A 24,383-nucleotide genomic window follows, 5' to 3' on the forward strand; every position below is an offset into this window, starting at 1 on the left:
TCAACGTCGCCTTGCCGTACTCAAGTACAGCCTGCGGCTAGTTTCCTAGTTTGCTCTTTGATTTTCATTGAGTATTATCTTTTCTGAGAAGGAGTTTCATTATGAAAGTTGTTCGAAAATTGCTAGCACCCCTCTTGGTAGTGGGGATCCTCTTAACCTCTCTGATCAGTTTGCATCAGTTGAAGGCAGATAAGAAAAAAGATGTATTTCGTATCGGTATTTCACAATTTATTACCCACCAGTCTCTAGACGCTACTAGAGAAGGTTTTGTGGATGAGCTGGGCAAGCAAGGTTATATTGAAGGGAAAAATATCGAGATTGATTTGCAAAATGCACAGGGAGAACAAAGAAATCTAAAAACGATTTCCCAGCAACTAGCAGAATCTAGTGATGTCGTTCTAGCTATCGCAACGCCTTCTGCTCAGAGCTTGGCTAATACAACACAAACGACACCGGTTATCTTTTCAGCGGTAACAGATCCTGTCAGTGCCAAGTTGGTTGAGTCAAGAGAACATCCTGGGGGCAATGTAACTGGGACAAGCGATCAGTCATCAGATGCCATTTCAACCCAAATCAATTTGATAAAGAAAGTGTTGCCAAAAGCTAAAACAATTGGAATTCTTTATACTCAGAGCGAGCCAAATTCGGTTGTCCAAAAGGATGAAGCTAAGCGCCTTCTGGAAGAAAAAGGCTTTAGCGTTGTTGAAAAAACAATCTTGGACAGTAACAACGTCAAGGCTGCTGCAGAAAGCTTGATGGCAGAGGTGGATATGGTTTTTGTCCCAACGGATAATACCATTTCGTCAACCATGGAAACAGTTAAGCAGGTTTCTATTAAACACAAGGTTCCAGTATTTGGTGGTTCAACAGAAATGATTGCGGTTGGTGGCTTGTATAACTACGGAACCAATTATGAAGAATTGGGACGTCAGACAGCAAGAATGCTGGTTCGTGTCTTAAAAGGTGAGAAGCCAGAAAATATAGCAGTTGAGTTGCCTGAAAAGCTGGAATTGCATACCAACCAAGAAATGGCAGATGCACTAGGAATTGATATTAGTAAGTTAGAAAGCAAGGAATAGGGAGGTTTAAGATGAGTTTTGTATTATCTAGTTTATCAGAAGGTTTGTTGTGGTCGATTATGGCCATTGGGGTTTACTTGACTTTTCGTATTTTGGATATTGCGGATATGACTGCTGAAGGAGCCTTTCCTCTGGGTGCAGCTGTTGTTGTATCGCAGATACAGGCAGGGACAAATCCTTGGATTGCGACTTTACTTGCTTTGTTTGCAGGTATGGTAGCAGGTCTAGTATCAGGAATGCTCCATACCAAGATGAAAATTCCAGCTCTCTTGACAGGGATTGTGACCTTGACAGGGCTTTATTCCATCAATATTAAAATCATGGGAAGTGTGCCCAATCTTTCCTTGGGAGATTCTTCAACTGTCTTTAAACAATTGGCGAGCTTAGGGCTGACAACTGAAGAAGCTGTTTTCTCATTCAGTTTGGCCTGTCTCTTACTTGTTTGTTTGGTCTTGACTCTTTTGATGAAAACAGAGATTGGCTTGGTTTTGCGTTCGACTGGTGACAATATCCCGATGAGTGAGGCAAATGGGGTCAATGTAGACACCATGAAGATTGTTGGTTACATGATTTCAAACGGCTTGATTGCCCTATGTGGTTCCTTGTTTGCCCAAAATGATGGATTTTCAGATGTGACTTCTGGGACAGGAACCATTGTTGTTGGTTTGAGTGCAGTCATTATTGCGGAAGTCTTGATTCACGACTTGACCATTGGAGGTCGCTTGTTATCCATCGGAATCGGTGCTATTGTTTACCGTTTGATTATTTTAAATATCTATGAAATTCCAAATCTAGATCAAAACCTGGTTCGTCTCTTTAATGCAATCTTGCTCGCTTTAGTTTTATTTGCACCAGAATTGCAAAAGAGATTAAAGATTCGTGGTCTGAAATTGAGAAATGAATAGGAGGAGAAAGTTATGGCAAGTTTGTTAACACTTGAAAATATTCACAAAACATTTGAAGCAGGGACGGTCAATGAGAACCATGTCCTCAAAGGATTAGATTTAGAGGTTGAAGAGGGAGATTTTATCTCTGTGATTGGTGGAAATGGAGCAGGTAAATCCACTTTGATGAATATCTTGGCAGGCAATCTATCGGTGGACGAAGGGGACCTTTTATTGGCAGGTAAATCCATTAAAAATCTGAGTGTAAGAAAGAGAGCCAAGGATATTGCCCGTGTTTTTCAAGACCCTAAGATGGGGACAGCTTCTCGTTTGACGATTGAGGAAAATATGGCTATTGCCTTGAGACGCGGGCAGAAGAGAGGGCTTGGTTGGGGCGTGAAGGAGAAGGATAGAATCCAGTTCCAAGAGGCCTTGAAGGAGTTGAATATTGGTCTTGAAAACCGCTTGAAAGTGGATACTCAATATCTCTCAGGAGGACAAAGACAGGCCTTGACTCTAGTCATGGCAGCTCTAGTGAAACCTAAACTCTTGCTTTTGGATGAACATACTGCGGCACTTGACCCGAAAACGAGTCAAATGGTGATGGATTTGACACAAAAAATTGTGGAACATCATCAGTTGACGACTTTGATGATTACCCACGATATGAACCATGCGATTGAGTACGGAAATCGTCTCATTATGCTCTATCAAGGCAAGATAGTGGTGGATGTAAAAGGAGAAGAGAAAAAGCATCTGACAGTTGAAGACCTCATGCATCTCTTCCAGAAAAATAGTGGCCAAAGTTTGGTCAGTGATGAATTGGTTTTGGGATAAAGAAAAAGGCTGAGATCTAGTGTCTCAGTCTTTTATTTCTTGCGTTTTGCAAAATCTCTTCAAACCGTGTCAGCTCTATCTGCAACCTCAAAACAGTGTTTTGAGCAGCCTGTGGCTAGCTTCCTAGTTTGCTCTTTGATTTTCATTGAGTATAAACTCAGTAAGGAACCCTCTTTCGCAGAAAAGCAGGGTTCTTTTTGCCGTCTATTCCCTCCCTGAAAGCGTAAAACAAACTAGTCAGGGTGGCTAGTTTGTGGTATAATGAAAGAGACTCAAAAAGAAACAGGAGAAATATAATGGATTTACTATTAGCAATTGTATTGATTGTGCTAGCTTTTCTAGGAGGAGCTCTTGGAGGAATGTACTTGGTTCGTAAGCAAATTGAAAAAGAATTCGCTGACAACCCACGTTTGAATGCTGAAGCAGTTCGTACTCTTTTGAGTGCAAATGGTCAAAAACCAAGCGAAGCCAAGGTGCAACAAGTTTACCACCAAATCATTCGCCAACAAAAAGCAGCCCTTGCCAACAATAAAAAGAAAAAATAAATAAGGAAAAGTCTGGGATGAAAGTTCCAGACTTCTCACTATGTTGGTTATGTTTAGGGATGAGACTTTTTCCTTGCATTCTATTGATATTTGATTATGATTAAGAGAGATAGTTATTGATTAGACTGTCATTCAGTTCATAAGGATAAATAATCATAATGAACTATCAATCAGAAAAAAGACTAGAAAGAAGACTGTATGGATAATCGACCAATTGGTTTTTTGGATTCGGGTGTCGGGGGCTTGACCGTTGTGCGCGAGCTCATGCGCCAGCTTCCCCATGAAGAAATCGTCTATATTGGAGATTCGGCACGGGCGCCCTATGGTCCCCGTCCTGCTGAGCAAATTCGTGAATATACTTGGCAGTTGGTCAACTTTCTTTTGACCAAGGATGTCAAGATGATTGTCATTGCTTGTAACACTGCGACTGCGGTCGTCTGGGAAGAAATCAAGGCTCAACTAGATATTCCTGTCTTGGGTGTGATTTTGCCAGGAGCTTCAGCAGCCATCAAGTCCAGCCAAGGTGGGAAAATCGGAGTGATTGGAACACCCATGACGGTCCAATCTGACATTTATCGCCAGAAAATCCATGATCTGGATCCGGACTTACAGGTGGAGAGCTTGGCCTGTCCCAAGTTTGCTCCCTTGGTGGAGTCTGGTGCCCTGTCAACCAGTGTCACCAAGAAAGTGGTCTATGAAACCCTGCGTCCCTTGGTTGGCAAGGTGGATAGCCTGATTTTGGGTTGTACCCATTATCCACTGCTCAGACCTATTATTCAAAATGTCATGGGGCCCAAGGTTCAGCTCATCGATAGTGGGGCAGAGTGTGTACGGGACATCTCAGTCCTACTCAATTATTTTGAAATCAATCGTGGTCGTGATGCCGGATCACTCCATCACCGTTTTTACACAACAGCCAGCAGCCAAAGTTTTGCACAAATTGGTGAAGAATGGCTGGAAAAAGAGATTCATGTGGAGCATGTAGAATTATGACAAATAAAATTTATGAATATAAGGATGAACAGGACTGGTATGTCGGGTCCTATGGTATTTTTGGTGGCGTCCGGACGTTGACGGATGATGACTTGGATTTTCCTCTATTGGAGTTTGCCCAAAGATTTCGAGATGAGGATCGAGGTTTTCCTGTTTCTGTTACTGTTTTACGCTATGGTTCTCTCTACCGTTTATTGTCTTTTGTGGTAGATATCCTCAACCAAGAAATGGGACGAAATGTGGAAGTCATCCAACGTCAGGGGGCTTTTCTCTTAGTTGAAAATGGGCAACTCCTGCATGTAGAATTGCCTAAAGAAGGTGTTGATGTAGAAGCTTTCTTTGAGACAAACAAGGTCAGAGAAACCTTATTGATTGCGACTCGAAACGAGGGCAAGACCAAGGAATTCCGAGCTATCTTTGACAAGCTAGGCTACGATGTGGAAAATCTTAATGACTATCCTGACTTACCTGAAGTAGCTGAAACAGGCATGACCTTTGAAGAAAATGCCCGTCTCAAGGCAGAAACTATTTCTCAATTAACGGGCAAGATGGTTTTGGCAGATGACTCAGGTCTCAAAGTCGATGTCCTTGGTGGCTTGCCAGGTGTCTGGTCAGCTCGTTTCGCAGGAGTGGGAGCTACTGACCGTGAAAACAATGCCAAACTCTTGCACGAATTGGCCATGGTCTTTGAACTCAAGGACCGCTCGGCTCAATTCCATACAACCCTAGTCGTAGCCAGTCCAAACAAGGAAAGTTTGGTTGTTGAAGCAGACTGGCCTGGCTACATTAACTTTGAACCTAAGGGTGAAAATGGCTTCGGCTATGATCCTCTCTTCCTTGTAGGAGAGACAGGCAAGTCATCAGCTGAATTAACCCTCGAAGAAAAAAATAGTCAATCTCACCGTGCCTTAGCCGTTAAGAAACTTTTGGAGGTATTTCCATCATGGCAAAGCAAACCATCATTGTAATGAGCGATTCTCATGGCGATAGCTTGATTGTGGAAGAAATCCGTGATCGCTATGTGGGCAAAGTCGATGCCGTTTTTCATAATGGCGATTCTGAACTGCGTCCTGATTCTCCACTTTGGGAGGGCATCCGTGTTGTTAAAGGGAACATGGACTTCTACGCCGGCTACCCAGAACGTTTGGTGACTGAGCTTGGTTCGATCAAGATTATCCAAACCCATGGTCACTTGTTTGACATCAATTTCAACTTTCAAAAGCTGGACTACTGGGCTCAGGAAGAAGAGGCCGATATCTGCCTTTATGGTCACTTGCATGTGCCAAGCGCTTGGATGGAAGGCAAGACCCTCTTTCTAAATCCAGGTTCCATCAGTCAACCACGTGGGACCATCAGAGAATGTCTTTATGCTCGTGTGGAGATTGATGATAGTTATTTCAAAGTGGACTTTTTGACACGAGACCATGAGGTGTATCCGGGCTTGTCCAAGGAGTTTAGCCGATGATTGCCAAGGAGTTTGAGACTTTCTTGTTGGGGCAGGAGGAAACTTTTTTAACTCCTGCTGAAAATCTAGCTGTGTTGATTGATACTCACAATGCAGATCACGCGACACTCTTGCTCAGTCAGATGACCTATACCCGTGTTCCTGTTGTGACAGATGAAAAACAGTTTGTTGGGACGATTGGGCTCAGAGATATTATGGCTTATCAGATGGAGCATGACTTGAGTCAAGAAATCATGGCAGATACGGATATTGTTCATATGACTAAAACGGACGTAGCGGTTGTTTCGCCTGATTTTACCATTACGGAGGTCTTGCACAAGCTGGTAGATGAGTCCTTCTTGCCGGTTGTGGACGCAGAAGGTATTTTCCAAGGGATTATTACGCGCAAGTCTATCCTCAAGGCAGTCAATGCTCTCTTGCATGACTTTAGTAAGGAATACGAGATTCGATGCAAATGAGAGATAGGATTTCAGCCTTTTTAGAGGAAAAGCAGGGCTTGTCTGCCAATTCCAAGCAGTCCTATAAGTATGATTTGGAGCAATTTTTAGACATTGTGGGTGAGCGGATTTCGGAGACCAGTCTCAAGATTTACCAAGTCCAGCTAGCCAGTCTGAAAATCAGCGCCCAGAAGCGGAAAATTTCGGCTTGTAATCAATTTCTCTACTTTCTCTATCAAAAAGGAGAAGTGGATAGCTTTTACCGCTTAGAATTAGCTAAACAAGCTGAAAAGAAGACCGCAAAGCCAGAACTGTTAGACCTAGACTCTTTTTGGCAAGAAAGCGACTATCCAGAGGGTCGCTTGCTAGCACTCTTAATCCTAGAAATGGGACTCTTGCCGAGTGAGATTTTAGCTCTAAAGGTTGCGGATATCAATCTGGATTTTCAGGTGTTGCGAATCCAGAAGGCTTCCCAACAGAGGATTGTCACCATTCCCACGACCTTGCTTTCAGAGCTAGAACCCTTGATGGGCCAGACCTATCTGTTTGAAAGGGGAGGGAAAGCCTATTCTCGTCAGTGGGCCTTTCGTCAGTTAGAAGCTTTTGTCAAGGAGAGAGGTTTTCCAGCCTTATCAGCCCAAGCCTTGCGAGAACAGTTTATTCTAAGACAAATAGAAAACAAGGTCGATTTGTACGAAATTGCAAAAAAATTAGGATTAAAAACAGTCCTGACCTTAGAAAAATATAGATAATGGATATTAAATTAAAAGATTTTGAAGGGCCCCTGGACTTGCTTTTGCACCTGGTTTCTAAGTACCAGATGGATATCTACGATGTGCCCATCACGGAAGTCATCGAGCAGTATCTAGCCTATGTCTCAACCCTGCAGGCCATGCGTCTGGAAGTGACGGGCGAGTACATGGTCATGGCCAGTCAGCTCATGTTGATCAAGAGCCGCAAGCTTCTTCCAAAGGTAGCGGAAGTGACAGATTTGGAGGATGACCTGGAGCAGGATCTTCTCTCTCAAATCGAAGAATACCGTAAGTTTAAGCTCTTGGGTGAGCACTTGGAAGCCAAGCACCAAGAACGGGCCCAGTACTATTCCAAAGCGCCGACAGAGTTGATTTACGAAGATGCGGAGCTTGTGCATGACAAGACGACCATTGACCTCTTTTTGGCTTTTTCAAATATCCTAGCCAAGAAAAAAGAGGAGTTTGCACAGAATCACACGACTATCTTGCGGGATGAGTATAAGATTGAGGACATGATGGTTATCGTGAAAGAGTCCTTGACTGGACGAGATCAATTGCGCTTGCAGGATTTGTTTAAGGAAGCCCAGAATGTCCAAGAGGTTATTACCCTCTTTTTGGCAACCCTAGAGTTAATCAAAACCCAGGAGCTGATCCTTGTGCAAGAGGAAAGTTTTGGAGATATTTATCTCATGGAAAAGAAGGAAGAAAGTCAAGTGGTCCAAAACTAGACTTGATAGAGAGGAAAGATGAGTACTTTAGCAAAAATAGAAGCGCTCTTGTTTGTAGCGGGTGAAGATGGGATTAGAGTCCGCCAGTTAGCTGAACTCCTCTCTCTGCCACCGACAGGCATCCAACAGAGTTTAGAAAAATTAGTCCAGAAGTATGAAAAGGACCCAGATTCCAGTTTGGCTCTGATTGAGACAGGGGGCGCTTATAGATTGGTGACCAAGCCTCAATTTGCAGCGGTTTTGAAGGAATACTCTAAGGCACCTATCAACCAGAGTTTATCTCGAGCTGCCCTTGAGACCTTGTCCATCATTGCCTACAAGCAACCCATCACACGGATAGAGATTGATGCCATCCGTGGGGTCAACTCGAGTGGGGCCTTGGCAAAGTTGCAGGCCTTTGACTTGATACGAGAAGACGGGAAAAAAGAAGTGTTGGGTCGCCCCAACCTCTATGTGACTACAGATTATTTCCTAGATTACATGGGGATAAATCATTTAGAAGAATTACCAGTGATTGATGAGCTTGAGATTCAAGCCCAAGAAAGCCAATTATTTGGTGAAAGGATAGAAGAAGATGAGAATCAATAAGTATATTGCCCACGCAGGTGTGGCCAGTAGGAGAAAAGCAGAAGAGCTGATCAAGCAAGGCTTGGTGACGGTTAACGGCCAGGTGGTACGTGAACTAGCAACGACCATCAAGTCAGGCGACAAGGTCGAAGTTGAAGGCCAGCCTATCTACAACGAAGAAAAGGTCTATTATCTGCTTAACAAACCACGCGGTGTCATTTCCAGTGTGACAGATGACAAGGGTCGCAAGACGGTTGTCGACCTCTTGCCCAACGTGAAAGAGCGCATCTATCCTGTAGGTCGTTTGGACTGGGATACATCAGGTGTCTTGATTTTGACCAATGATGGGGATTTTACGGATGAGATGATTCACCCTCGTAATGAGATTGACAAGGTTTATGTCGCGCGTGTTAAAGGTGTGGCCAATAAGGATAATCTCCGCCCCTTGACCCGTGGACTGGAGATTGATGGCAAGAAAACCAAGCCAGCTGTTTATGAAATTCTCAAAGTGGACCCAGTTAAAAATCGCTCTGTGGTACAGTTGACCATTCATGAAGGACGTAACCATCAGGTTAAAAAGATGTTTGAAGCTGTTGGTCTTCAAGTGGACAAGTTGTCACGGACTCGTTTTGGACACCTAGACTTGACAGGACTCCGTCCAGGAGAATCTCGTCGTCTTAATAAAAAAGAAATCAGCCAACTACACACCATGGCTGTAACCAAGAAATAATGAAACGAATCTTAATAGCGCCTGTGCGCTTTTACCAACGGTTTATCTCACCAGCCTTTCCACCCTCTTGTCGCTTTGAGCCGACTTGTTCCAACTACATGATTCAGGCTATTGAAAAACATGGCTTCAAGGGTGTTTTGATGGGTTTGGCTCGAATTTTACGTTGCCATCCATGGTCGAAAACAGGTAAGGACCCCGTCCCAGACCATTTTTCCCTTAAACGGAATCAAGAAGGGGAATGAGGTTGGGCAAAAGGTTTTAATAAAATGATAAAAACGCATCCTATCAGGTTTGAGTGAGCTTGATAGGATGCGTTTTATCATGTAAAGATGTGATTGAGTTTAAAGCAGCTTATTTCAAGGCTTTTTGTGCATCTTCAATCATGAGTTTTGTTGATTCAAGTCCGCCTCCGCTTAGATACCAGAGATCTGGTGTTAGTTGGATGATCTTTCCATTTTTAGCGGCAGGTGTTTCAGCGATGAGGGCATTTTCTAGGACGCCATCGTTGCTTGAGTTGTCACCACCGATGGCAAGGGTACGGTTGATGACAAAGAGGATGTCAGGGTTGATTTCTTTGACACTTTCAAAGCTGACTTCTTGTCCGTGGCGTGAGTCTTCGAATTTAGTGTCAGTTGGCTTGAATTTCAAGGTTTGATACAAGAAAGAGAAACGAGATTGGGCACCAAAGGCAGCCATTTTTCCTTCATTGAGGAGGATAGCAAGGGCTTTTTTGTCAGAACTTTCGTTTTTAGTTGCGACTTCTTGGATGCTCTTGTCTAGCTTGTCCAATTCTTCCTTGGCTTTCTGTGTACCAGTTTCACCAAAGGCGCTTGCTAGGGATTCGATATTAGTCTTGGTAGAAGTCCAGTAGTCATCTTTGCCTGCTTGGAAGAGAACAGTCGGAGCGATTTCGTTGAACTTATCTACGAATTTTTGGGTACGTGGTGAAGCGATAATTAGGTCTGGTTCAAGAGCAGCAAGGGCTTCTAGGTCTGGCTCAACCATAGAACCAACATTTTTAACTTTTCCAGCTAGGTCTTTTAGATAAGTCGGAACAGTTTTTGTAGGCATTCCGACGATATTCTTTTCAAAACCTAAAGCGCGAATAGTATCCGCAGCACCGAGGTCAAAGGTCACAATCTTTTCAGGGACTTTTGAAAGTGTGACTATACCTAGTGAACTTTTAATGGTTACCTCTGTTGGAGCAGAGCTACTTGACTCCGTCTTACTAGTGCTTGAGTTTGTACTACATGCACCAAGTAGGAGCAAGAAGCTGGCCGCTAGGGCAGTGAGATAAAGTTTAAGGGATGTTTTCATAATTTCTCCTTTTTAAAATGTGATAACGATTTAGGGAGTCTCTAGGTTTTATTGACTAAGAGACTGAAAGTTCTCTAACTTGAGCTTCTATGTTACTAGCTATAGATACAAATCTTTTTGCCATTGATATCAGCTAGCGTGATAGGAATTTCATATAGTTGACTGAGCAGATCAGCTTGCATGATTTGATCTGTTGTTCCCTTGCGAAAGACTCGGCCGTCCTTGAAGGCGACAATTTCATCCGCATACTGGCTGGCCATGTTAATATCGTGGAGGACGATGATAATGGTCTTTCCGAGTTCTTCCACCAGTCTCCGAAGAATCTGCATCATGCTAACGCTTTGTTTGATGTCGAGATTGTTGAGTGGTTCATCCAGCAAGATAAAGTCTGTATCCTGGGCCAGTACCATAGCGATAAAGACTCGCTGGAGTTGTCCCCCAGACAGGCTGTCGATGTAGCGGTCTTTTAAGTTGGTTAGTTCCAGATAGTCCAGAGTTTCTCGGATTTTTTCCCAATCTTCTGGTCTCAGTCGACCTCGGCTGTAGGGAAAACGTCCAAAACTGACCAGTTCTTCCACCGTCAATTTGGCTTGGTAATTGATTTTCTGCTTTAGGATGGTTAGTTCTTGAGCCAGTTCTTGCGAATTCCAACTCTCGATTTCACGGCCTTTGATACTGAGAATTCCCTGATCTTTCTTGGTCAGTCTGCTCATGATGGAGAGGAGAGTCGATTTTCCAGCACCATTTGGACCAATGAAGGCTGTCAGTTTCTGAGGACTGACTTCAAGCGAAATGCCTTGCAAAATATCCTGTTTTTGAATGGATTTGTCAATGTTTTTCAGTTTCACCGACGCGCCCTCCTATAAAGTAAGATAAAGAATAAGAAGCCACCCACACTCTCGATGATCATACTGATGCGAATTTCCAGAGCAAATACTCGTTCAATCAGGGCCTGCCCCAAGGTCAAACTGATAAATCCGACCAGAATAGCCACGATAAAGAGCAACTTGTGTCGATAGTCTTTGACGATTAGGTAGGTGAGATTGGCTAGCATAAAGCCGAAGAAGGCCATAGGACCTACCAAGGCAGTGGCCGTTGAGGTCAAAAGTACGATGCCCCAGAGGAGTTCTTTCTGTTCTTTTTCAACATCGAGTCCCAATATCTGAGCCGTTTCTCTTTGTAGGTGCAAGACATCCAGAATGACTGCTTTCCGAAAGAAAAAGATTGTCAAAGCAAGGATAATCAGAGAGCCGATGGCTAGGATGGAAGTGTTGAGATGTTGAAAGGAGGCAAAGAGACTGTTTTGCAGTTTATCGTATTCGTTTGGATCCATCAGGACCTGAAGGAAGGTACTGATATTTCGAAAGAGACTTCCGAGGGCTAGACAGATTAGCAGGATGAAGACCAGGTCTTGTTTCATCAGTGTCTTTAAGTAGCCTTGTAAGGCAAGAAAGAAGAGGGATTGAAGTAGAAGCAAAACTAGGAATTCTAAGATAGGAGACTTGCCAAGTTGAAGAAACTTACTTTCAAAAACCAGTAGTAGGGTTTGTAGTAGGACGTAGAAGGATTCGATTCCCAAAATACTTGGCGTCAGGAAGCGATTTTCCGTTAGGGTTTGAAAACTAATGGTCGAAACCCCTGTCGCGATAGCTACCAAGAGATAAACGATGATTTTTTGGGAACGTAGCTTCCAAGCAAAGGCTGACAAGTGAGTGATGGGCCAAAAGTAGAGAAGACAAGCTCCGACGGCAAGAATAATGAGAAGCCAGAAGAGCTTGGTATGTTTGCTTTTAGACTGCATCTTGTCGTCCCCCTCTCCAGAGAAGTAGGATAAAGACGAGGCTACCAATGATTCCTAGTAGAAGACTGACAGACAGCTCATAGGGCCGAATTAGAACTCGGGATAGGATATCGCAGGCCAGAACTAGATTAGCACCGACCAGAGCGACGATGAGTTTGGTCTGGCTTAGATTATCTCCATAGCGCTTGCGAACAAGATTTGGAACAATAACTCCGAGAAATGGTAAGCCCCCCACGGTAATCATGGTGACACTAGTCGTTAATGCCACCAGAAAGAGGGCCAGTTTTTCAAGTAGGGAGTAGGAAATCCCCAAACTTTCGCTAGTTTCTTTTCCTAGATTCATGATGGTGAAGGTTTGGGATAATTTCCAAACGGCTATCAGGATGATGAGGCCTAAGAAGAGCCACTCATACTGATGGGTCTGAATCATAGAGAAGGAGCCCTGGGTCCAGGCAGTCATACTCTGAACTAGATTGAAACGATAGGCGATAACTTCTGTCACAGAACCGATAATCCCACTATAGATGATCCCAATCAGAGGCAACATCCACCTTTCCTTTACGGTGAAAATAGTCATAAAGGCTAGGAAGAAGAGGGTGAATACGATGGATGAAACAAAAGCAAAGAGCATCTTTTGGGTCAGACTAGCCGACGGAAAGACAAAGAGGCTCAATACCATTCCCAGTTTGGCGGCTTCAGTGGTTCCAACTGTACTCGGAGCAGCAAACTGATTTTGAGTGATAGTCTGCATGAGGAGCCCTGCCATACTCATACTAGAGGCAGTCAGGAGAATGCTAATGGTTCTTGGAAGACGGGACTCTTGAAAGAGAAGCCAAGTTTCATGATCCAGTGCAAAGAGTTTTCCCCATGAAAAATCACTGGTCCCAATGCTAATAGATAGAAAGACCAGGAGTAGAAGTAAGCCAATTAAATAATGAGAAAGTTTCATACCCCATCCTTTCATGTTGATTTGGTACCGAAAGATACCTGCGGATATTACTGTAACACGATTTCTTTAATCTGTCAATAAATTTTCTGACAATTTAATGTAAAAAGAAAGAAAAATTCCTGAAAGAACATCTGTCTCTCTTTTTTATAGGAAAACTGAGTAAAAAACTATCAACCTTCCTGCTATCCTTCTCCTATAAAAAGTGGTAAAATGGATGAAAGAAAGAAGGAACTGAAATGACAACATTATTTTCAAAAATCAAAGAAGTAACAGAACTTGCTGCGATCTCAGGTCATGAAGCGCCTGTCCGTGCTTATCTTCGTGAAAAGTTGACACCGCACGTGGATGAAGTGGTGACAGATGGCTTGGGTGGTATTTTCGGGATTAAACATTCAGAAGCTGCAGATGCACCGCGCGTCTTGGTCGCTTCTCACATGGATGAAGTTGGTTTTATGGTCAGCGAGATTAAGCCAGATGGTACCTTCCGTGTTGTAGAAATCGGCGGTTGGAATCCTATGGTGGTCAGCAGCCAACGTTTCAAACTTCTGACTCGTGACGGTCGTGAAATTCCTGTGATTTCGGGTTCTGTCCCTCCACATTTGACTCGTGGTAAGGGCGGTCCAACTATGCCAGCTATCGCATATATCGTCTTTGATGGTGGTTTTGCAGACAAGGCTGAGGCAGAAAGCTTTGGCATCCGTCCTGGCGACACCGTCGTACCAGATAGTTCTGCAATCTTGACAGCCAATGAAAAAAATATCATCTCAAAAGCTTGGGACAATCGCTATGGAGTGCTTATGGTTAGTGAGTTGGCAGAAGCTCTTTCAGGTCAAAAACTCGGAAATGAACTCTATCTGGGTTCTAACGTCCAAGAAGAAGTTGGTCTTCGTGGTGCCCATACTTCCACAACCAAGTTTGACCCAGAAGTTTTCCTAGCAGTTGATTGCTCACCAGCAGGTGATGTTTATGGCGGTCAAGGCAAGATTGGAGATGGAACCTTGATTCGTTTCTACGATCCAGGTCACTTGCTTCTCCCAGGTATGAAGGATTTCCTTTTGACAACTGCTGAAGAAGCTGGTATCAAGTACCAATACTACTGTGGTAAAGGCGGAACAGACGCTGGCGCAGCCCATCTGAAAAATGGTGGGGTCCCATCTACAACAATCGGTGTTTGCGCTCGTTATATCCATTCTCACCAAACCCTCTACGCTATGGATGACTTCTTAGAAGCTCAAGCTTTCTTGCAAGCCTTGGTGAAGAAATTGGATCGTTCAACGGTTGATTTGATTAAAAATTATTAAACTTAAGGAGGTGGTAGGGATGGTAGAACCAAACCTAGAAAGCCTTGTAACAGATCTTTACAATCATGCTCGACATGATTTGAGTGAAGATTTAGTTGCTGCTCTCCTAGAGACTGCTAAAAAACTGCCTACTACAAATGAGCAATTGCTGGCAGTTCGTCTCTCAGGACTGGTCAATCGTGAATTGCTCAAGAATCCCAAATATCCGGCACCTGAGTTGCTCAATTTGGCTCGTTTTATCAAGAGAGAAGAAGCCAAGTACAGAGGAACCGCAGCTTCTGCGCTTATGTATGGGGAGATTTTTAAAATGCTTTGATTCCATTGTGGATCAAAGTATTTTTTTGTAAGACCTATCTCGTGAGCGTTCAAATAGTAGTAACAAGGAATCATGAGAAGTTAGCCGAGACCATAGTAGTGAAGAAACTTCTGTAATGGAAGTGGAGAGAAGTGAGGAATCGTCAAACGGTAGGGGATAGGCTGTTTGAAGGGTGCTATGAGAAAGATAGGGTAAGGTAAAATTAAATACGAACAAATTGATTGGGAAATTCAAATCGCTTTCTATCAATGTTTTAGAAGATACAGTGCCCTAGTCCAACTTCAATATACTATAAAAGAACAGATGGAAGCAATTAAGATTGACTTCTATCTTTAAAATAAATGGTCTGATAGGAAAAACGTATCCCCTAATAAAATATAGGACAGTACGGATGGAAGACTTTTGTAGACTGGAGGACGAAGGAGTTTAGAAACTCTCGTTAAAAGTTAGTTGAACTGGAGTATGGTGATGTAAATTATTATCAAAAATTATTTCTAAATCGAAATAGTTGACAGTTGGAAGGACAAGTGTTACAATTATTTTATTCGTTTCGATATCGAAATAAATTGGAGGTGTTATGAAAAATAGTCATTTGCTAGCCCATCATATTCGTTTGTTGAATGGACGGATTTTTCAGAAGTTACTGAGTCAAGATCCTGAGGCTCTTTATAGGGGTGAACAGGGCAAGATTTTAGCGGTTTTATGGAATAGTGAAACTGGCTGCGCAACTGCGACAGATATCGCGCTTGCGACTGGGCTTGCGAATAATACGCTGACGACTATGATAAAAAAGCTAGAGGAACAAAAGCTTGTAATTGTTAGTCCGTGTGGAAAAGACAAGCGTAAGAAGTATTTAGTTTTAACGGAGTTAGGCAAGTCCCAGAAAGAAGTGGGACATCGTGTCAGTCAGAAATTGGATACGATTTTTTACAAAGGATTTTCAGAGGAAGAAATTCGGCAATTTGAAGCCTTTCAAGAAAGAATTTTGGCAAATCTGAAAGTGAAGGCAAAAGAGGATTAAAATATGTCACAACAAGTGAAAAATGCTCACAACCTATACATCCATGCCATTCAAGACGGACGAGTTGCTGAGGCTCAAGCCCAGTCTGTAGGGGATACCTATATCCAACATTCGACAGGTGTTCCTGACGGGAAAGAAGGATTTGCAGCCTTCTTTGCAGATTTCTTTGAGCGTCATCCAGAGCGTCAGATTAAGATTGTCCGCACCATTGAGGATGGCAATCTGGTCTTTGTTCATGTTCATCAATATCTGAATGGTGGAGAAGCTCAATGGGTGACGACGGATACTTTCCGTGCGGATGAGAATGGTCGTATTGTTGAGCATTGGGATGTCATTGACTACTATCGAACACCTGAAAATGACCAACTAGATCAAATTTTTGGAGATTTTGAAATCAAGGATTTGGATAAGAAAGCAGAAAATAAAAAGCTGGTTCGCCGTTTCTTGACAGAAATTTTCCAAAATGGGGAGCTAGAGCAGTGGAGTGATTATGTGGCAGACGATTTGATTCAGCATAATCATGAAATTGGACAAGGAAGTGCTGCGTATAAAAACTATGTGGCTGAACATGGTGTCACTTTCGACTTTGTTTTCCAACTCTTAGGATAAGGAAACTATGTGGCTAGCTATGGTCAGACTCAGATTGATGGCCTTGCTTATGCCCAGTACGATATCTTCCGTTTAGAGAACGGGAAAATTGTGGAGCATTGGGACAATAAGGAAGTCATGCCTAAGGTAGAAGACTTGACCAATCGAGGGAAGTTTTAAATGAGGATACAGAATGATTGAATACAAAAATGTAGCTTTACGTTACACAGAAAAAGATGTCTTGAGAGATGTTAATTTACGGATTGAGAATGGGGAATTTATGGTTTTAGTAGGGCCATCTGGCTCAGGTAAGACGACCATGATTAAGATGATTAACCGTCTCTTGGAACCAACTGATGGAAATATTTACATGGATGGCAAGCGCATCAAAGATTATGATGAGCGTGAACTTCGTCTGTCTACTGGTTATGTTTTACAGGCCATTGCTCTCTTTCCCAATCTAACGGTTGCAGAAAATATTGCCCTGATTCCTGAAATGAAGGGCTGGACTAAGGAAGAAATTGCTCAGAAAACTGAAGAGCTTTTGGCTAAGGTTGGTTTACCAGTAGCCGAGTATGGGCATCGTTTACCTAGTGAATTATCTGGTGGAGAACAGCAACGGGTCGGTATTGTCCGAGCTATGATTGGTCAGCCTAAGATTCTCCTCATGGATGAGCCTTTTTCAGCCTTGGATGCTATTTCGAGAAAACAGTTGCAGGTTCTGACTAAAGAATTGCATAAAGAGTTTGGGATGACAACGATTTTTGTAACCCATGATACGGATGAAGCCTTGAAATTGGCGGACCGTATTGCTGTCTTGCAGGATGGAGAGATTCGTCAGGTGGCGAATCCCGAGACAATTTTAAAAGCGCCTGCAACAGACTTTGTAGCAGACTTGTTTGGAGGTAGTGTTCATGACTAATTTAATTACAACTTTTCAGGATCGTTTTAGTGATTGGTTGACAGCTCTATCTCAACATTTGCAGTTGTCACTTTTGACCCTGTTACTAGCTATTTTTATCGCGATTCCCTTGGCTGTTTCTCTTCGCTATCATGAGAAGTTGGCCGACTGGGTCTTGCAGATTGCAGGGATTTTCCAGACCATCCCGTCTCTGGCCTTGCTGGGGCTCTTTATCCCCTTGATGGGAATTGGAACCTTGCCGGCTTTGACAGCTCTAGTGATTTATGCGATCTTTCCGATTTTGCAAAATACTATCACTGGACTCAAGGGAATTGATCCAAGTCTACAAGAGGCTGGGATTGCCTTTGGGATGACCAGGTGGGAGCGTCTCAAGAAGTTTGAAATTCCACTTGCTATGCCGGTTATCATGTCTGGGATTCGGACGGCAGCTGTTTTGATTATCGGTACGGCAACCTTGGCGGCCTTGATTGGTGCAGGGGGACTGGGTTCCTTTATCCTTTTGGGAATTGACCGTAATAATGCCAGTCTAATTTTGATTGGGGCACTTTCTTCTGCAGTGCTTGCCATTGCCTTTAACTTCCTACTAAAAGTGATGGAAAAAGCAAAATTGCGGACGATTTTTTCTGGTTTTGCCTTGGTGACCTTATTGCTAGGTCTGTCTTATAGTCCAGCTCTTTTGGCTCAAAAAGAGAAAGAAAACTTGGTCATTGCTGGGAAATTGGGTCCAGAACCAGAAATTTTGGCCAATATGTATAAACTCCTCATTGAAGAAAATACCAGCATGACTGCGACTGTTAAACCGAATTTTGGGAAAACAAGTTTCCTCTATGAAGCTTTGAAAAAAGGTGATATTGACATCTATCCTGAATTTACCGGTACGGTGACTGAAAGTTTACTTCAGCCATCACCTAAAGTGAGTCATGAGCCAGAGCAGGTTTATAATGTGGCGCGTGATGGTATTGCCAAACAGGATCATCTAGCCTATCTCAAACCCATGTCTTATCAAAATACCTATGCTGTAGCTGTTCCAAAAAAGATTGCTCAAGAATATGGCTTGAAGACCATTTCGGACTTGAAAAAAGTGGAAGGGCAGTTGAAGGCTGGATTTACCCTTGAGTTTAATGACCGTGAAGATGGAAATAAGGGCTTGCAGTCAATGTATGGTCTCAATCTCAATGTAGCGACCATGGAGCCAGCTCTTCGCTATCAGGCAATTCAGTCAGGCGATATTCAAATTACGGATGCCTATTCGACTGATGCGGAATTGGCGCGTTATGATTTACAGGTCTTGGAAGATGACAAGCAACTCTTCCCACCTTATCAAGGGGCTCCACTCATGAAAGAAGCTCTTCTCAAGAAACATCCTGAGTTGGAAAGAGTTCTCAATAAATTGGCTGGTAAAATTACAGAAAACCAGATGAGCCAGCTCAACTACCAAGTCGGTGTTGAAGGCAAGTCAGCAGAACAAGTAGCCAAGGAATTTCTACAAGAACAAGGTTTGTTGAAGAAATGATGGGGCAGAGACTTTAAACATACTGAACTCAACTTCCTTAAACGACTAGATAAAAGAATGCTCAGACAATTTCGTCTGGGCTTTTTGATTATTGAAAAGATAAGAAACTCAGTAGCCTAGAAATAAGGCAACCGAGCTTTAATCTGTATTCAATTTTTAGGAATGAGAAGGTCTAGATAAAATTGGACAACTTCCTGTTCTGTGAAATCTTGCCCTTTTTTGAGCCACCAGGTCAATGTCTCGATAAAGTTGGATACGATTAAGTGTTGGAGGTAAGAAGTAGGCAGACTCGGGTGAGATTCTTTTAAATCATCAGCCATCACGGAATAGACATGGTGTTCTAGCTCTTTATGGAGTTGACGGAGGAAGTAGTCATTTTTGGAAAATAGCAGACTGGTGATATGGTCTTGGTTTTTCTGAAAATGCAGAAAGAGGTGGGCGAGATAGTCCACGGTAGAAACGGATTGCTTTCTTTCAAAGAGGTGATGGAAGAGGTGGCGGCAAAGCTCGTCCAGAAGTAGTTCCTTACTCTCATAGTGACAGTAAAAGGTGGAACGTCCTACATCTGCGAGATCAATGATATCCTGAACTGTAGTGGCTTCGTACCCCTTATCGTTCAAAAGTTGTAGAAAAGCTTGATAGATGGCTTTTTTGGTTTTGCTGATACGGCGGTCAATGTTAGTCATATGGACACTTGAGGCAAATTGTTCAGAACTGAATAAAGCTGACGTTTTGCTTCTATCCTTTCTTTGAATTTTAGTGGATAATGATAATGAACAAGGTGTTCATAAATTTATTATAACAAAGGAATGAGAAAGATGAAGGCAAAATATACTGTTTGGGTAGCTTTTTTCTTAAATTTAAGCTATGCCATTGTTGAGTTTATCGCAGGAGGAATCTTTGGTTCGAGTGCTGTTCTTGCTGATTCTGTCCATGACTTGGGAGATGCTATAGCCATTGGCATATCGGCCTTTTTAGAAACAATCTCTAATCGTGAAGAAGACAGCCACTATACCTTGGGCTACAAGCGTTTTAGCCTTTTAGGGGCCATGGTAACGGCTGTGATTCTTATGACAGGGTCCGTTTTGGTCATTTTGGAAAATATAGCGAAAATCTTTCATCCACAACCGGTCAATGATGAGGGGATTCTCTGGTTAGGAATTATTGCGATTACTATCAATGTGCTAGCGAGTCTCGTCATTCGCAAAGGACAAACCAAGAACGAATCCATTCTCAGCCTGCACTTTCTGGAAGATACCTTGGGTTGGGTGACTGTCATCCTGATGGCCATTGTTCTTCGATTTACCGATTGGTATATCTTGGATCCGCTCTTGTCTCTTGTTATTTCCTTCTTTATTCTGTCAAAAGCCCTTCCACGTTTTTGGAGAACGCTCAAGATATTCCTCGATGCAGTGCCAGAAGGAGTAGATATCCAGAAGATCAAGACGGATTTAGCAGAATTGGACCATGTCGCTAGTATCAATCAGCTTAATCTCTGGACTATGGATGGTTTGGAAAAAAATGCCATTGTCCATGTTTGTTTAAAAGAGATGGAGCATATGGAAACTTGTAAAGAATCTATTCGAATTTTCCTCAAAGATTGTGGCTTTCAAAATATTACCATTGAAGTTGATGCAGACCTAGAAAGTCACCAAGCACATAAGCGAAAGGTGTGAGTTGGAGCGGAATCATAGAGATTATTAGAGAAACAGCCTTGCTAGAGGTCGTTTTGTAATCCTAATCATTCTTTGTACTCTCTCTCAATGTCAGTCTGGTTCCCAGCATGGTTAGGCTAGGAATTTTGCGACCGTGGAGTACTTCTTTGTTAAGAATATCCATACCTGCTCGGCCCATTTCTTCAGTATAAACCGTGATGCTAGATAGGGGAGGATAGACCTGTTTGGTCAGGCTAGTATCGTTAAAGGAAATAAGACTGACGCGGTCTGGCAGGCTGATTCCAGCTTCTTGGAGGGCACGGAGGGCACCGATAGCTAAACTATCGCTAGCTGCAAAAAATGCTGGTGGGAGTTGGTCTCCCAAGTTTTGAATGGCCTCTTTCATTAAGTCATAGCCAGACTGGGCAGTAAAGCTTCCTTGAAAGACCAGTTCATCATGATAGATTCCTTTTGTTTGACTGTAGTTCTTAAAGTTTTCCAGACGCTTGTCCTGAATGATTTCTTCTTGGTCTGTTGTTTCTTCAAGACCTGTTAGAATCCCAATGCGATTCAACCCTTGGCTGAGAAAATAATCGACAACCTGTTTCATGGCAGTGTAAAAATCCGTGATAATACAGGTATGCCCCAAGGAAAGTGTATCACTGTCTAAAAATACAAGAGTTTTTTGGTATTCTTCAAAGGCAGAAATCTGAGCTCGGCTAAATTTTCCGATGCAAAGAATCCCAATCACTTCTTCGCTCAGGGTAAAAGGATGGTCATTAAAATAGCGTAAGATATCATAGTCCAACTCTTGGGCTCTTTTTTCAATACCCAGGCGAATCTGGTAGTAGTAGAGGTCGTCCAGTTCCCCTTGTTCGCTGACCCATTGGATAATGGCAATCTTTTGCTTGGGCTTGTGGGACTCGCCTGTCTTGAGGTGCTTGGTGTAGCCCAACTCTTCAGCAACAGTTAAAATACGGTGTCTGGTTTCTTCTGTAACAGATAGGCTCTGGTCGCGGTTTAGGACACGGGATACGGTCGCGATAGAGACAGAAGCTAGTTGTGCAATATCTTTTAAGGTAGCCATAAATCCTCCTTGATTAGATTAGTATATCATATTTTTCTGTATTTTACTGATAGTTTAGTAAAAGTTTAGTAAAAAGGATTGACCTTGGGAAATCCCTTGGATACAATAGAAGAAAACGATTACACGTTAAGGTAACTTAACGGACAGTAAAAGGAGAAATCATATGACACAAGATCTTACTGCAGAAGCACTTCGTAAAGATTTTCTTGCTGTTTTTGGTCAAGAAGCAGACCAAACATTCTTTTCACCAGGCCGTATCAATTTGATTGGTGAGCACACAGACTACAACGGTGGGCACGTTTTTCCTGCTGCCATTTCCTTAGGAACTTATGGGGCTGCTCGCAAACGTGATGACCAAGTCTTGCGTTTCTACTCAGCTAACTTTGAGGACAAGGGCATTATCGAAGTGCCTCTCGCTGACCTCAAGTTTGAAAAAGAGCATAATTGGACCAATTATCCAAAAGGAGTTCTTCATTTCTTGCAAGAAGCTGGGCACGTGATTGACAAAGGTTTTGATTTTTATGTTTATGGGAATATCCCAAATGGTGCTGGTTTGTCTTCTTCAGCATCCTTGGAACTTTTGACAGGGGTAGTGGCAGAGCATCTCTTTGATTTAAAATTAGAGCGTCTCGATTTGGTTAAAATCGGAAAACAAACAGAAAACAACTTTATCGGAGTCAACTCTGGCATTATGGACCAATTTGCTATCGGTATGGGGGCTGATCAACGTGCTATTTACTTAGATACTAACACTTTAGAGTATGACTTGGTGCCACTTGATTTGAAGGACAATGTTGTTGTTATTATGAACACCAATAAACGCCGTGAATTGGCGGACTCTAAATACAATGAACGTCGTGCTGAGTGTGAAAAAGCAGTGGAAGAATTGCAAGTTGCCTTAGATATTCAGACCTTGGGTGAATTGGACGAGTGGGCCTTTGACCAGTATAGCTATCTGATTAAAGATGAAAATCGTTTGAAACGTGCTCGTCATGCTGTGCTTGAAAACCAACGTACTCTTAAAGCTCAATCAGCCCTTCAAGCAGGTGATTTGGAAAGATTTGGTCGCTTGATGAATGCGTCACACGTTTCCCTAGAGCATGACTATGAAGTAACTGGTTTGGAATTGGATACTCTTGTTCACACAGCTTGGACACAAGAAGGTGTTCTCGGTGCTCGTATGACAGGAGCAGGTTTTGGCGGATGTGCCATTGCCTTGGTGCAAAAAGATGCTGTTGAGGCCTTTAAGGAAACTGTAGGCAAACACTACGAGGAAGTAGTTGGCTACGCTCCAAGCTTCTATATCGCTGAAGTTGCAGGTGGCACTCGCGTCCTTGACTAGTCAAAAGGAGGCTCTATAGTGACCTTAGTAGATAAATTTGTAACACATGTCATTTCTGAAAGTTCATTTGAGGAAATGGATCGAATCTACCTGACCAATCGTGTCTTGGCACGAGTGGGAGACGGTGTTTTGGAAGTTGAGACCAATCTGGATAAATTGATTGACCTCAAGGACCAGCTGGTTGAGGAAGCCGTTCGATTAGAGACGATTGAAGATAGTCAGACTGCGCGTGAAATCCTTGGTGCTGAACTGATGGATTTGGTGACCCCTTGTCCAAGTCAGGTCAATAGTGACTTCTGGGAAACCTATGCCCACTCTCCTGAGCAAGCGATAGAGGATTTTTACCAACTTAGCCAGAAAAATGACTACATCAAACTCAAGGCCATTGCTAAAAATATTGCTTATCGTGTTCCATCTGATTACGGTGAACTTGAAATTACCATCAACCTCTCTAAGCCTGAAAAGGATCCGAAAGAGATTGCGGCAGCCAAGTTGGTGCGAGCTAGTAATTATCCTCAGTGTCAGCTTTGTCTAGAGAATGAGGGATACCATGGTCGGGTCAACCACCCAGCCCGTAGCAACCACCGTATTATCCGCTTTGAAATTGCGGATCAGGAGTGGGGTTTCCAGTATTCGCCCTATGCTTATTTTAATGAGCACTGTATCTTTTTAGATAGCCAGCATCGTCCCATGGTCATTAGTCGTCAGAGTTTTGAGCGTTTGTTGGCTATCGTAGAGCAGTTTCCAGGATATTTTGCTGGCTCTAATGCCGACCTGCCGATTGTGGGTGGCTCTATTCTGACTCATGACCACTATCAGGGGGGGAGACATGTTTTTCCTATGGAATTGGCTCCCTTGCACAAGACTTTCTCTTTTACTGGTTTTGAACAGGTCAAGGCTGGGATTGTCAAGTGGCCCATGTCAGTGTTGCGTTTGACTTCGGCTTCCAAAGAGGAATTGATCAACTTGGCTGATAAGATTTTGCGAGAATGGCGTCAGTATTCAGATTCTGCAGTGCAGATTTTGGCAGAGACAGACGGGATACCGCATCATACCATTACACCCATTGCCCGCAAACGCGATGGACAGTTTGAGTTGGACTTGGTCTTGCGGGACAATCAGACTTCTGCAGAACATCCTGATGGTATTTATCATCCCCACAAGGATGTCCAACATATCAAGAAGGAAAATATCGGCTTGATTGAGGTCATGGGCTTGGCAATCTTGCCACCACGTCTGAAAGAAGAAGTGGAGCAAGTCGCTAGCTATCTTGTAGGAGAAGCTGTTACAGTTGCTGATTATCATCAGGAATGGGCAGACCAACTTAGAGCTCAATATCCAGACCTAACAGATAAAGAAAAAACCCTTAAAATCGTCAAGGACTCTGTTGGTGCTATCTTTGCGCGTGTTCTGGAGGACGCTGGAGTTTACAAGCAGACGGAGCAGGGACAGGCAGCCTTTATGTGCTTTGTAGAACAGGTCGGAATTTTGCCAGACTAGGAGTTTTCTCCTTGCACAGTCCTATAAAAAGTAGTATCATAGTGTCGTTTGAAA

The 24,383-nt window shown here is 43.0% G+C and carries 27 protein-coding genes and 1 pseudogene; 22 read left to right on the top strand and 6 right to left on the bottom strand.

The annotated features are described in order from the left end of the window. The first annotated feature begins 101 nt into the window (after positions 1-101). The 13 genes from HT721_RS01710 (at position 102) to yidD (ending at position 9,259) form a co-directional block, all read left to right on the top strand. Positions 102-1,079: an ABC transporter substrate-binding protein gene (locus HT721_RS01710; protein WP_173213165.1), complete on the top strand. Its 978-nt coding sequence runs from the start codon at positions 102-104 to the stop codon at positions 1,077-1,079. An 11-nt stretch (positions 1,080-1,090) separates the two neighbouring features. Continuing rightward, positions 1,091-1,984 carry an ABC transporter permease gene (locus HT721_RS01715; RefSeq protein WP_173213164.1) on the top strand — a complete coding sequence of 298 codons (894 nt, stop codon included), beginning with the start codon at positions 1,091-1,093 and terminating at the stop codon, positions 1,982-1,984. A gap of 12 nt (positions 1,985-1,996) precedes the next feature. After that, positions 1,997-2,800, top strand: coding sequence for an ATP-binding cassette domain-containing protein (locus HT721_RS01720; RefSeq protein ID WP_000157661.1), 804 nt, complete (start codon positions 1,997-1,999; stop codon positions 2,798-2,800). A 296-nt stretch (positions 2,801-3,096) separates the two neighbouring features. Then, a complete protein-coding gene (locus HT721_RS01725) occupies positions 3,097-3,345 on the top strand; it encodes a YneF family protein (RefSeq protein WP_000364990.1) in 249 nt (82 codons plus the stop codon). Between the two features lie 198 nt (positions 3,346-3,543). Further along, on the top strand, positions 3,544-4,338 hold the full coding sequence (gene racE, locus HT721_RS01730) for a glutamate racemase (protein WP_173213163.1): 795 nt from the start codon (positions 3,544-3,546) through the stop codon (positions 4,336-4,338). After that, positions 4,335-5,306 (top strand): nucleoside-triphosphate diphosphatase, encoded by a 972-nt coding sequence (locus tag HT721_RS01735; RefSeq protein WP_050972308.1) that lies wholly within the window; start codon positions 4,335-4,337, stop codon positions 5,304-5,306. The genes racE and HT721_RS01735 overlap by 4 nt, the downstream gene beginning before the upstream one ends. Then, on the top strand, positions 5,282-5,803 hold the full coding sequence (locus HT721_RS01740; protein ID WP_173213161.1) for a metallophosphoesterase: 522 nt from the start codon (positions 5,282-5,284) through the stop codon (positions 5,801-5,803). Before HT721_RS01735 ends, HT721_RS01740 begins: the two co-directional genes overlap by 25 nt. Further along, positions 5,800-6,261, top strand: coding sequence for a cyclic-di-AMP-binding protein CbpB (gene cbpB / locus HT721_RS01745; protein ID WP_125451503.1), 462 nt, complete (start codon positions 5,800-5,802; stop codon positions 6,259-6,261). Before HT721_RS01740 ends, cbpB begins: the two co-directional genes overlap by 4 nt. Further along, positions 6,258-6,992: a site-specific tyrosine recombinase XerD gene (xerD, locus tag HT721_RS01750; RefSeq protein WP_318968716.1), complete on the top strand. Its 735-nt coding sequence runs from the start codon at positions 6,258-6,260 to the stop codon at positions 6,990-6,992. The genes cbpB and xerD overlap by 4 nt, the downstream gene beginning before the upstream one ends. After that, positions 6,992-7,720 (top strand): segregation/condensation protein A, encoded by a 729-nt coding sequence (locus HT721_RS01755; protein ID WP_164226035.1) that lies wholly within the window; start codon positions 6,992-6,994, stop codon positions 7,718-7,720. Before xerD ends, HT721_RS01755 begins: the two co-directional genes overlap by 1 nt. 18 nt (positions 7,721-7,738) lie before the next feature. Next, complete coding sequence (scpB, locus tag HT721_RS01760; protein WP_164226036.1) at positions 7,739-8,308, top strand: SMC-Scp complex subunit ScpB; 570 nt, start codon at positions 7,739-7,741, stop codon at positions 8,306-8,308. Further along, on the top strand, positions 8,295-9,017 hold the full coding sequence (locus HT721_RS01765; RefSeq protein WP_001222228.1) for a pseudouridine synthase: 723 nt from the start codon (positions 8,295-8,297) through the stop codon (positions 9,015-9,017). Before scpB ends, HT721_RS01765 begins: the two co-directional genes overlap by 14 nt. Further along, positions 9,017-9,259 (top strand): membrane protein insertion efficiency factor YidD, encoded by a 243-nt coding sequence (yidD, locus tag HT721_RS01770; protein WP_050230852.1) that lies wholly within the window; start codon positions 9,017-9,019, stop codon positions 9,257-9,259. The genes HT721_RS01765 and yidD overlap by 1 nt, the downstream gene beginning before the upstream one ends. 109 nt (positions 9,260-9,368) lie before the next feature. Here the strand turns inward: yidD and HT721_RS01775 are convergent, their stop codons facing one another. The 4 genes from HT721_RS01775 to HT721_RS01790 all read right to left on the bottom strand — a co-directional run bounded on the left by HT721_RS01775 (position 9,369) and on the right by HT721_RS01790 (position 13,084). Further along, positions 9,369-10,334, bottom strand: a complete 966-nt coding sequence (locus tag HT721_RS01775) for a siderophore ABC transporter substrate-binding protein (protein ID WP_112443799.1) — start codon at positions 10,332-10,334, stop codon at positions 9,369-9,371. Between the two features lie 95 nt (positions 10,335-10,429). Next, positions 10,430-11,182 (bottom strand): ATP-binding cassette domain-containing protein, encoded by a 753-nt coding sequence (locus HT721_RS01780; RefSeq protein ID WP_173213159.1) that lies wholly within the window; start codon positions 11,180-11,182, stop codon positions 10,430-10,432. Continuing rightward, positions 11,179-12,135 (bottom strand): iron chelate uptake ABC transporter family permease subunit, encoded by a 957-nt coding sequence (locus HT721_RS01785; protein WP_173213157.1) that lies wholly within the window; start codon positions 12,133-12,135, stop codon positions 11,179-11,181. Before HT721_RS01785 ends, HT721_RS01780 begins: the two co-directional genes overlap by 4 nt. Then, on the bottom strand, positions 12,125-13,084 hold the full coding sequence (locus tag HT721_RS01790) for an ABC transporter permease (protein ID WP_173213155.1): 960 nt from the start codon (positions 13,082-13,084) through the stop codon (positions 12,125-12,127). The genes HT721_RS01785 and HT721_RS01790 overlap by 11 nt, the downstream gene beginning before the upstream one ends. 236 nt (positions 13,085-13,320) lie before the next feature. Here HT721_RS01790 and pepA point away from each other — a divergent pair, with 236 nt between their 5' ends. The 6 genes and pseudogenes from pepA (at position 13,321) to HT721_RS01820 (ending at position 18,745) form a co-directional block, all read left to right on the top strand. Continuing rightward, a complete protein-coding gene (pepA, locus tag HT721_RS01795; protein ID WP_173213153.1) occupies positions 13,321-14,385 on the top strand; it encodes a glutamyl aminopeptidase in 1,065 nt (354 codons plus the stop codon). 19 nt (positions 14,386-14,404) lie between these two features. Further along, positions 14,405-14,701 carry a hypothetical protein gene (locus HT721_RS01800; RefSeq protein ID WP_000230160.1) on the top strand — a complete coding sequence of 99 codons (297 nt, stop codon included), beginning with the start codon at positions 14,405-14,407 and terminating at the stop codon, positions 14,699-14,701. A 577-nt stretch (positions 14,702-15,278) separates the two neighbouring features. Beyond that, positions 15,279-15,722 carry a MarR family transcriptional regulator gene (locus tag HT721_RS01805; protein WP_173213151.1) on the top strand — a complete coding sequence of 148 codons (444 nt, stop codon included), beginning with the start codon at positions 15,279-15,281 and terminating at the stop codon, positions 15,720-15,722. Between the two features lie 3 nt (positions 15,723-15,725). Further along, positions 15,726-16,490, top strand: a pseudogene (locus tag HT721_RS01810) (nuclear transport factor 2 family protein). Positions 16,491-16,503: 13 nt separating this feature from the next. Further along, on the top strand, positions 16,504-17,232 hold the full coding sequence (locus tag HT721_RS01815) for an ABC transporter ATP-binding protein (RefSeq protein ID WP_049484633.1): 729 nt from the start codon (positions 16,504-16,506) through the stop codon (positions 17,230-17,232). Then, complete coding sequence (locus HT721_RS01820) at positions 17,225-18,745, top strand: ABC transporter permease/substrate-binding protein (protein WP_173213149.1); 1,521 nt, start codon at positions 17,225-17,227, stop codon at positions 18,743-18,745. Before HT721_RS01815 ends, HT721_RS01820 begins: the two co-directional genes overlap by 8 nt. Before the next feature lie 149 nt (positions 18,746-18,894). On the opposite strand, the gene HT721_RS01825 is transcribed toward HT721_RS01820, so the two are convergent. Further along, on the bottom strand, positions 18,895-19,431 hold the full coding sequence (locus HT721_RS01825) for a TetR/AcrR family transcriptional regulator (protein ID WP_173213147.1): 537 nt from the start codon (positions 19,429-19,431) through the stop codon (positions 18,895-18,897). Between the two features lie 132 nt (positions 19,432-19,563). On the opposite strand from HT721_RS01825, the gene HT721_RS01830 reads away from it, so the two are divergent. After that, positions 19,564-20,421 (top strand): cation diffusion facilitator family transporter, encoded by an 858-nt coding sequence (locus HT721_RS01830; RefSeq protein WP_173228775.1) that lies wholly within the window; start codon positions 19,564-19,566, stop codon positions 20,419-20,421. Positions 20,422-20,482: 61 nt separating this feature from the next. Here the strand turns inward: HT721_RS01830 and galR are convergent, their stop codons facing one another. Then, complete coding sequence (gene galR, locus HT721_RS01835; RefSeq protein WP_173213143.1) at positions 20,483-21,487, bottom strand: DNA-binding transcriptional regulator GalR; 1,005 nt, start codon at positions 21,485-21,487, stop codon at positions 20,483-20,485. Between the two features lie 163 nt (positions 21,488-21,650). Between galR and HT721_RS01840 the strand changes: the two genes are divergently transcribed. Then, positions 21,651-22,829 carry a galactokinase gene (locus HT721_RS01840; protein WP_173228777.1) on the top strand — a complete coding sequence of 393 codons (1,179 nt, stop codon included), beginning with the start codon at positions 21,651-21,653 and terminating at the stop codon, positions 22,827-22,829. Positions 22,830-22,847: 18 nt separating this feature from the next. Beyond that, a complete protein-coding gene (locus HT721_RS01845; RefSeq protein ID WP_173213139.1) occupies positions 22,848-24,329 on the top strand; it encodes a UDP-glucose--hexose-1-phosphate uridylyltransferase in 1,482 nt (493 codons plus the stop codon). Positions 24,330-24,383 lie beyond the last annotated feature (54 nt).

It is taken from the genome of Streptococcus sp. 4094, from assembly GCF_013277125.1.
Lineage (GTDB): Bacteria > Bacillota > Bacilli > Lactobacillales > Streptococcaceae > Streptococcus.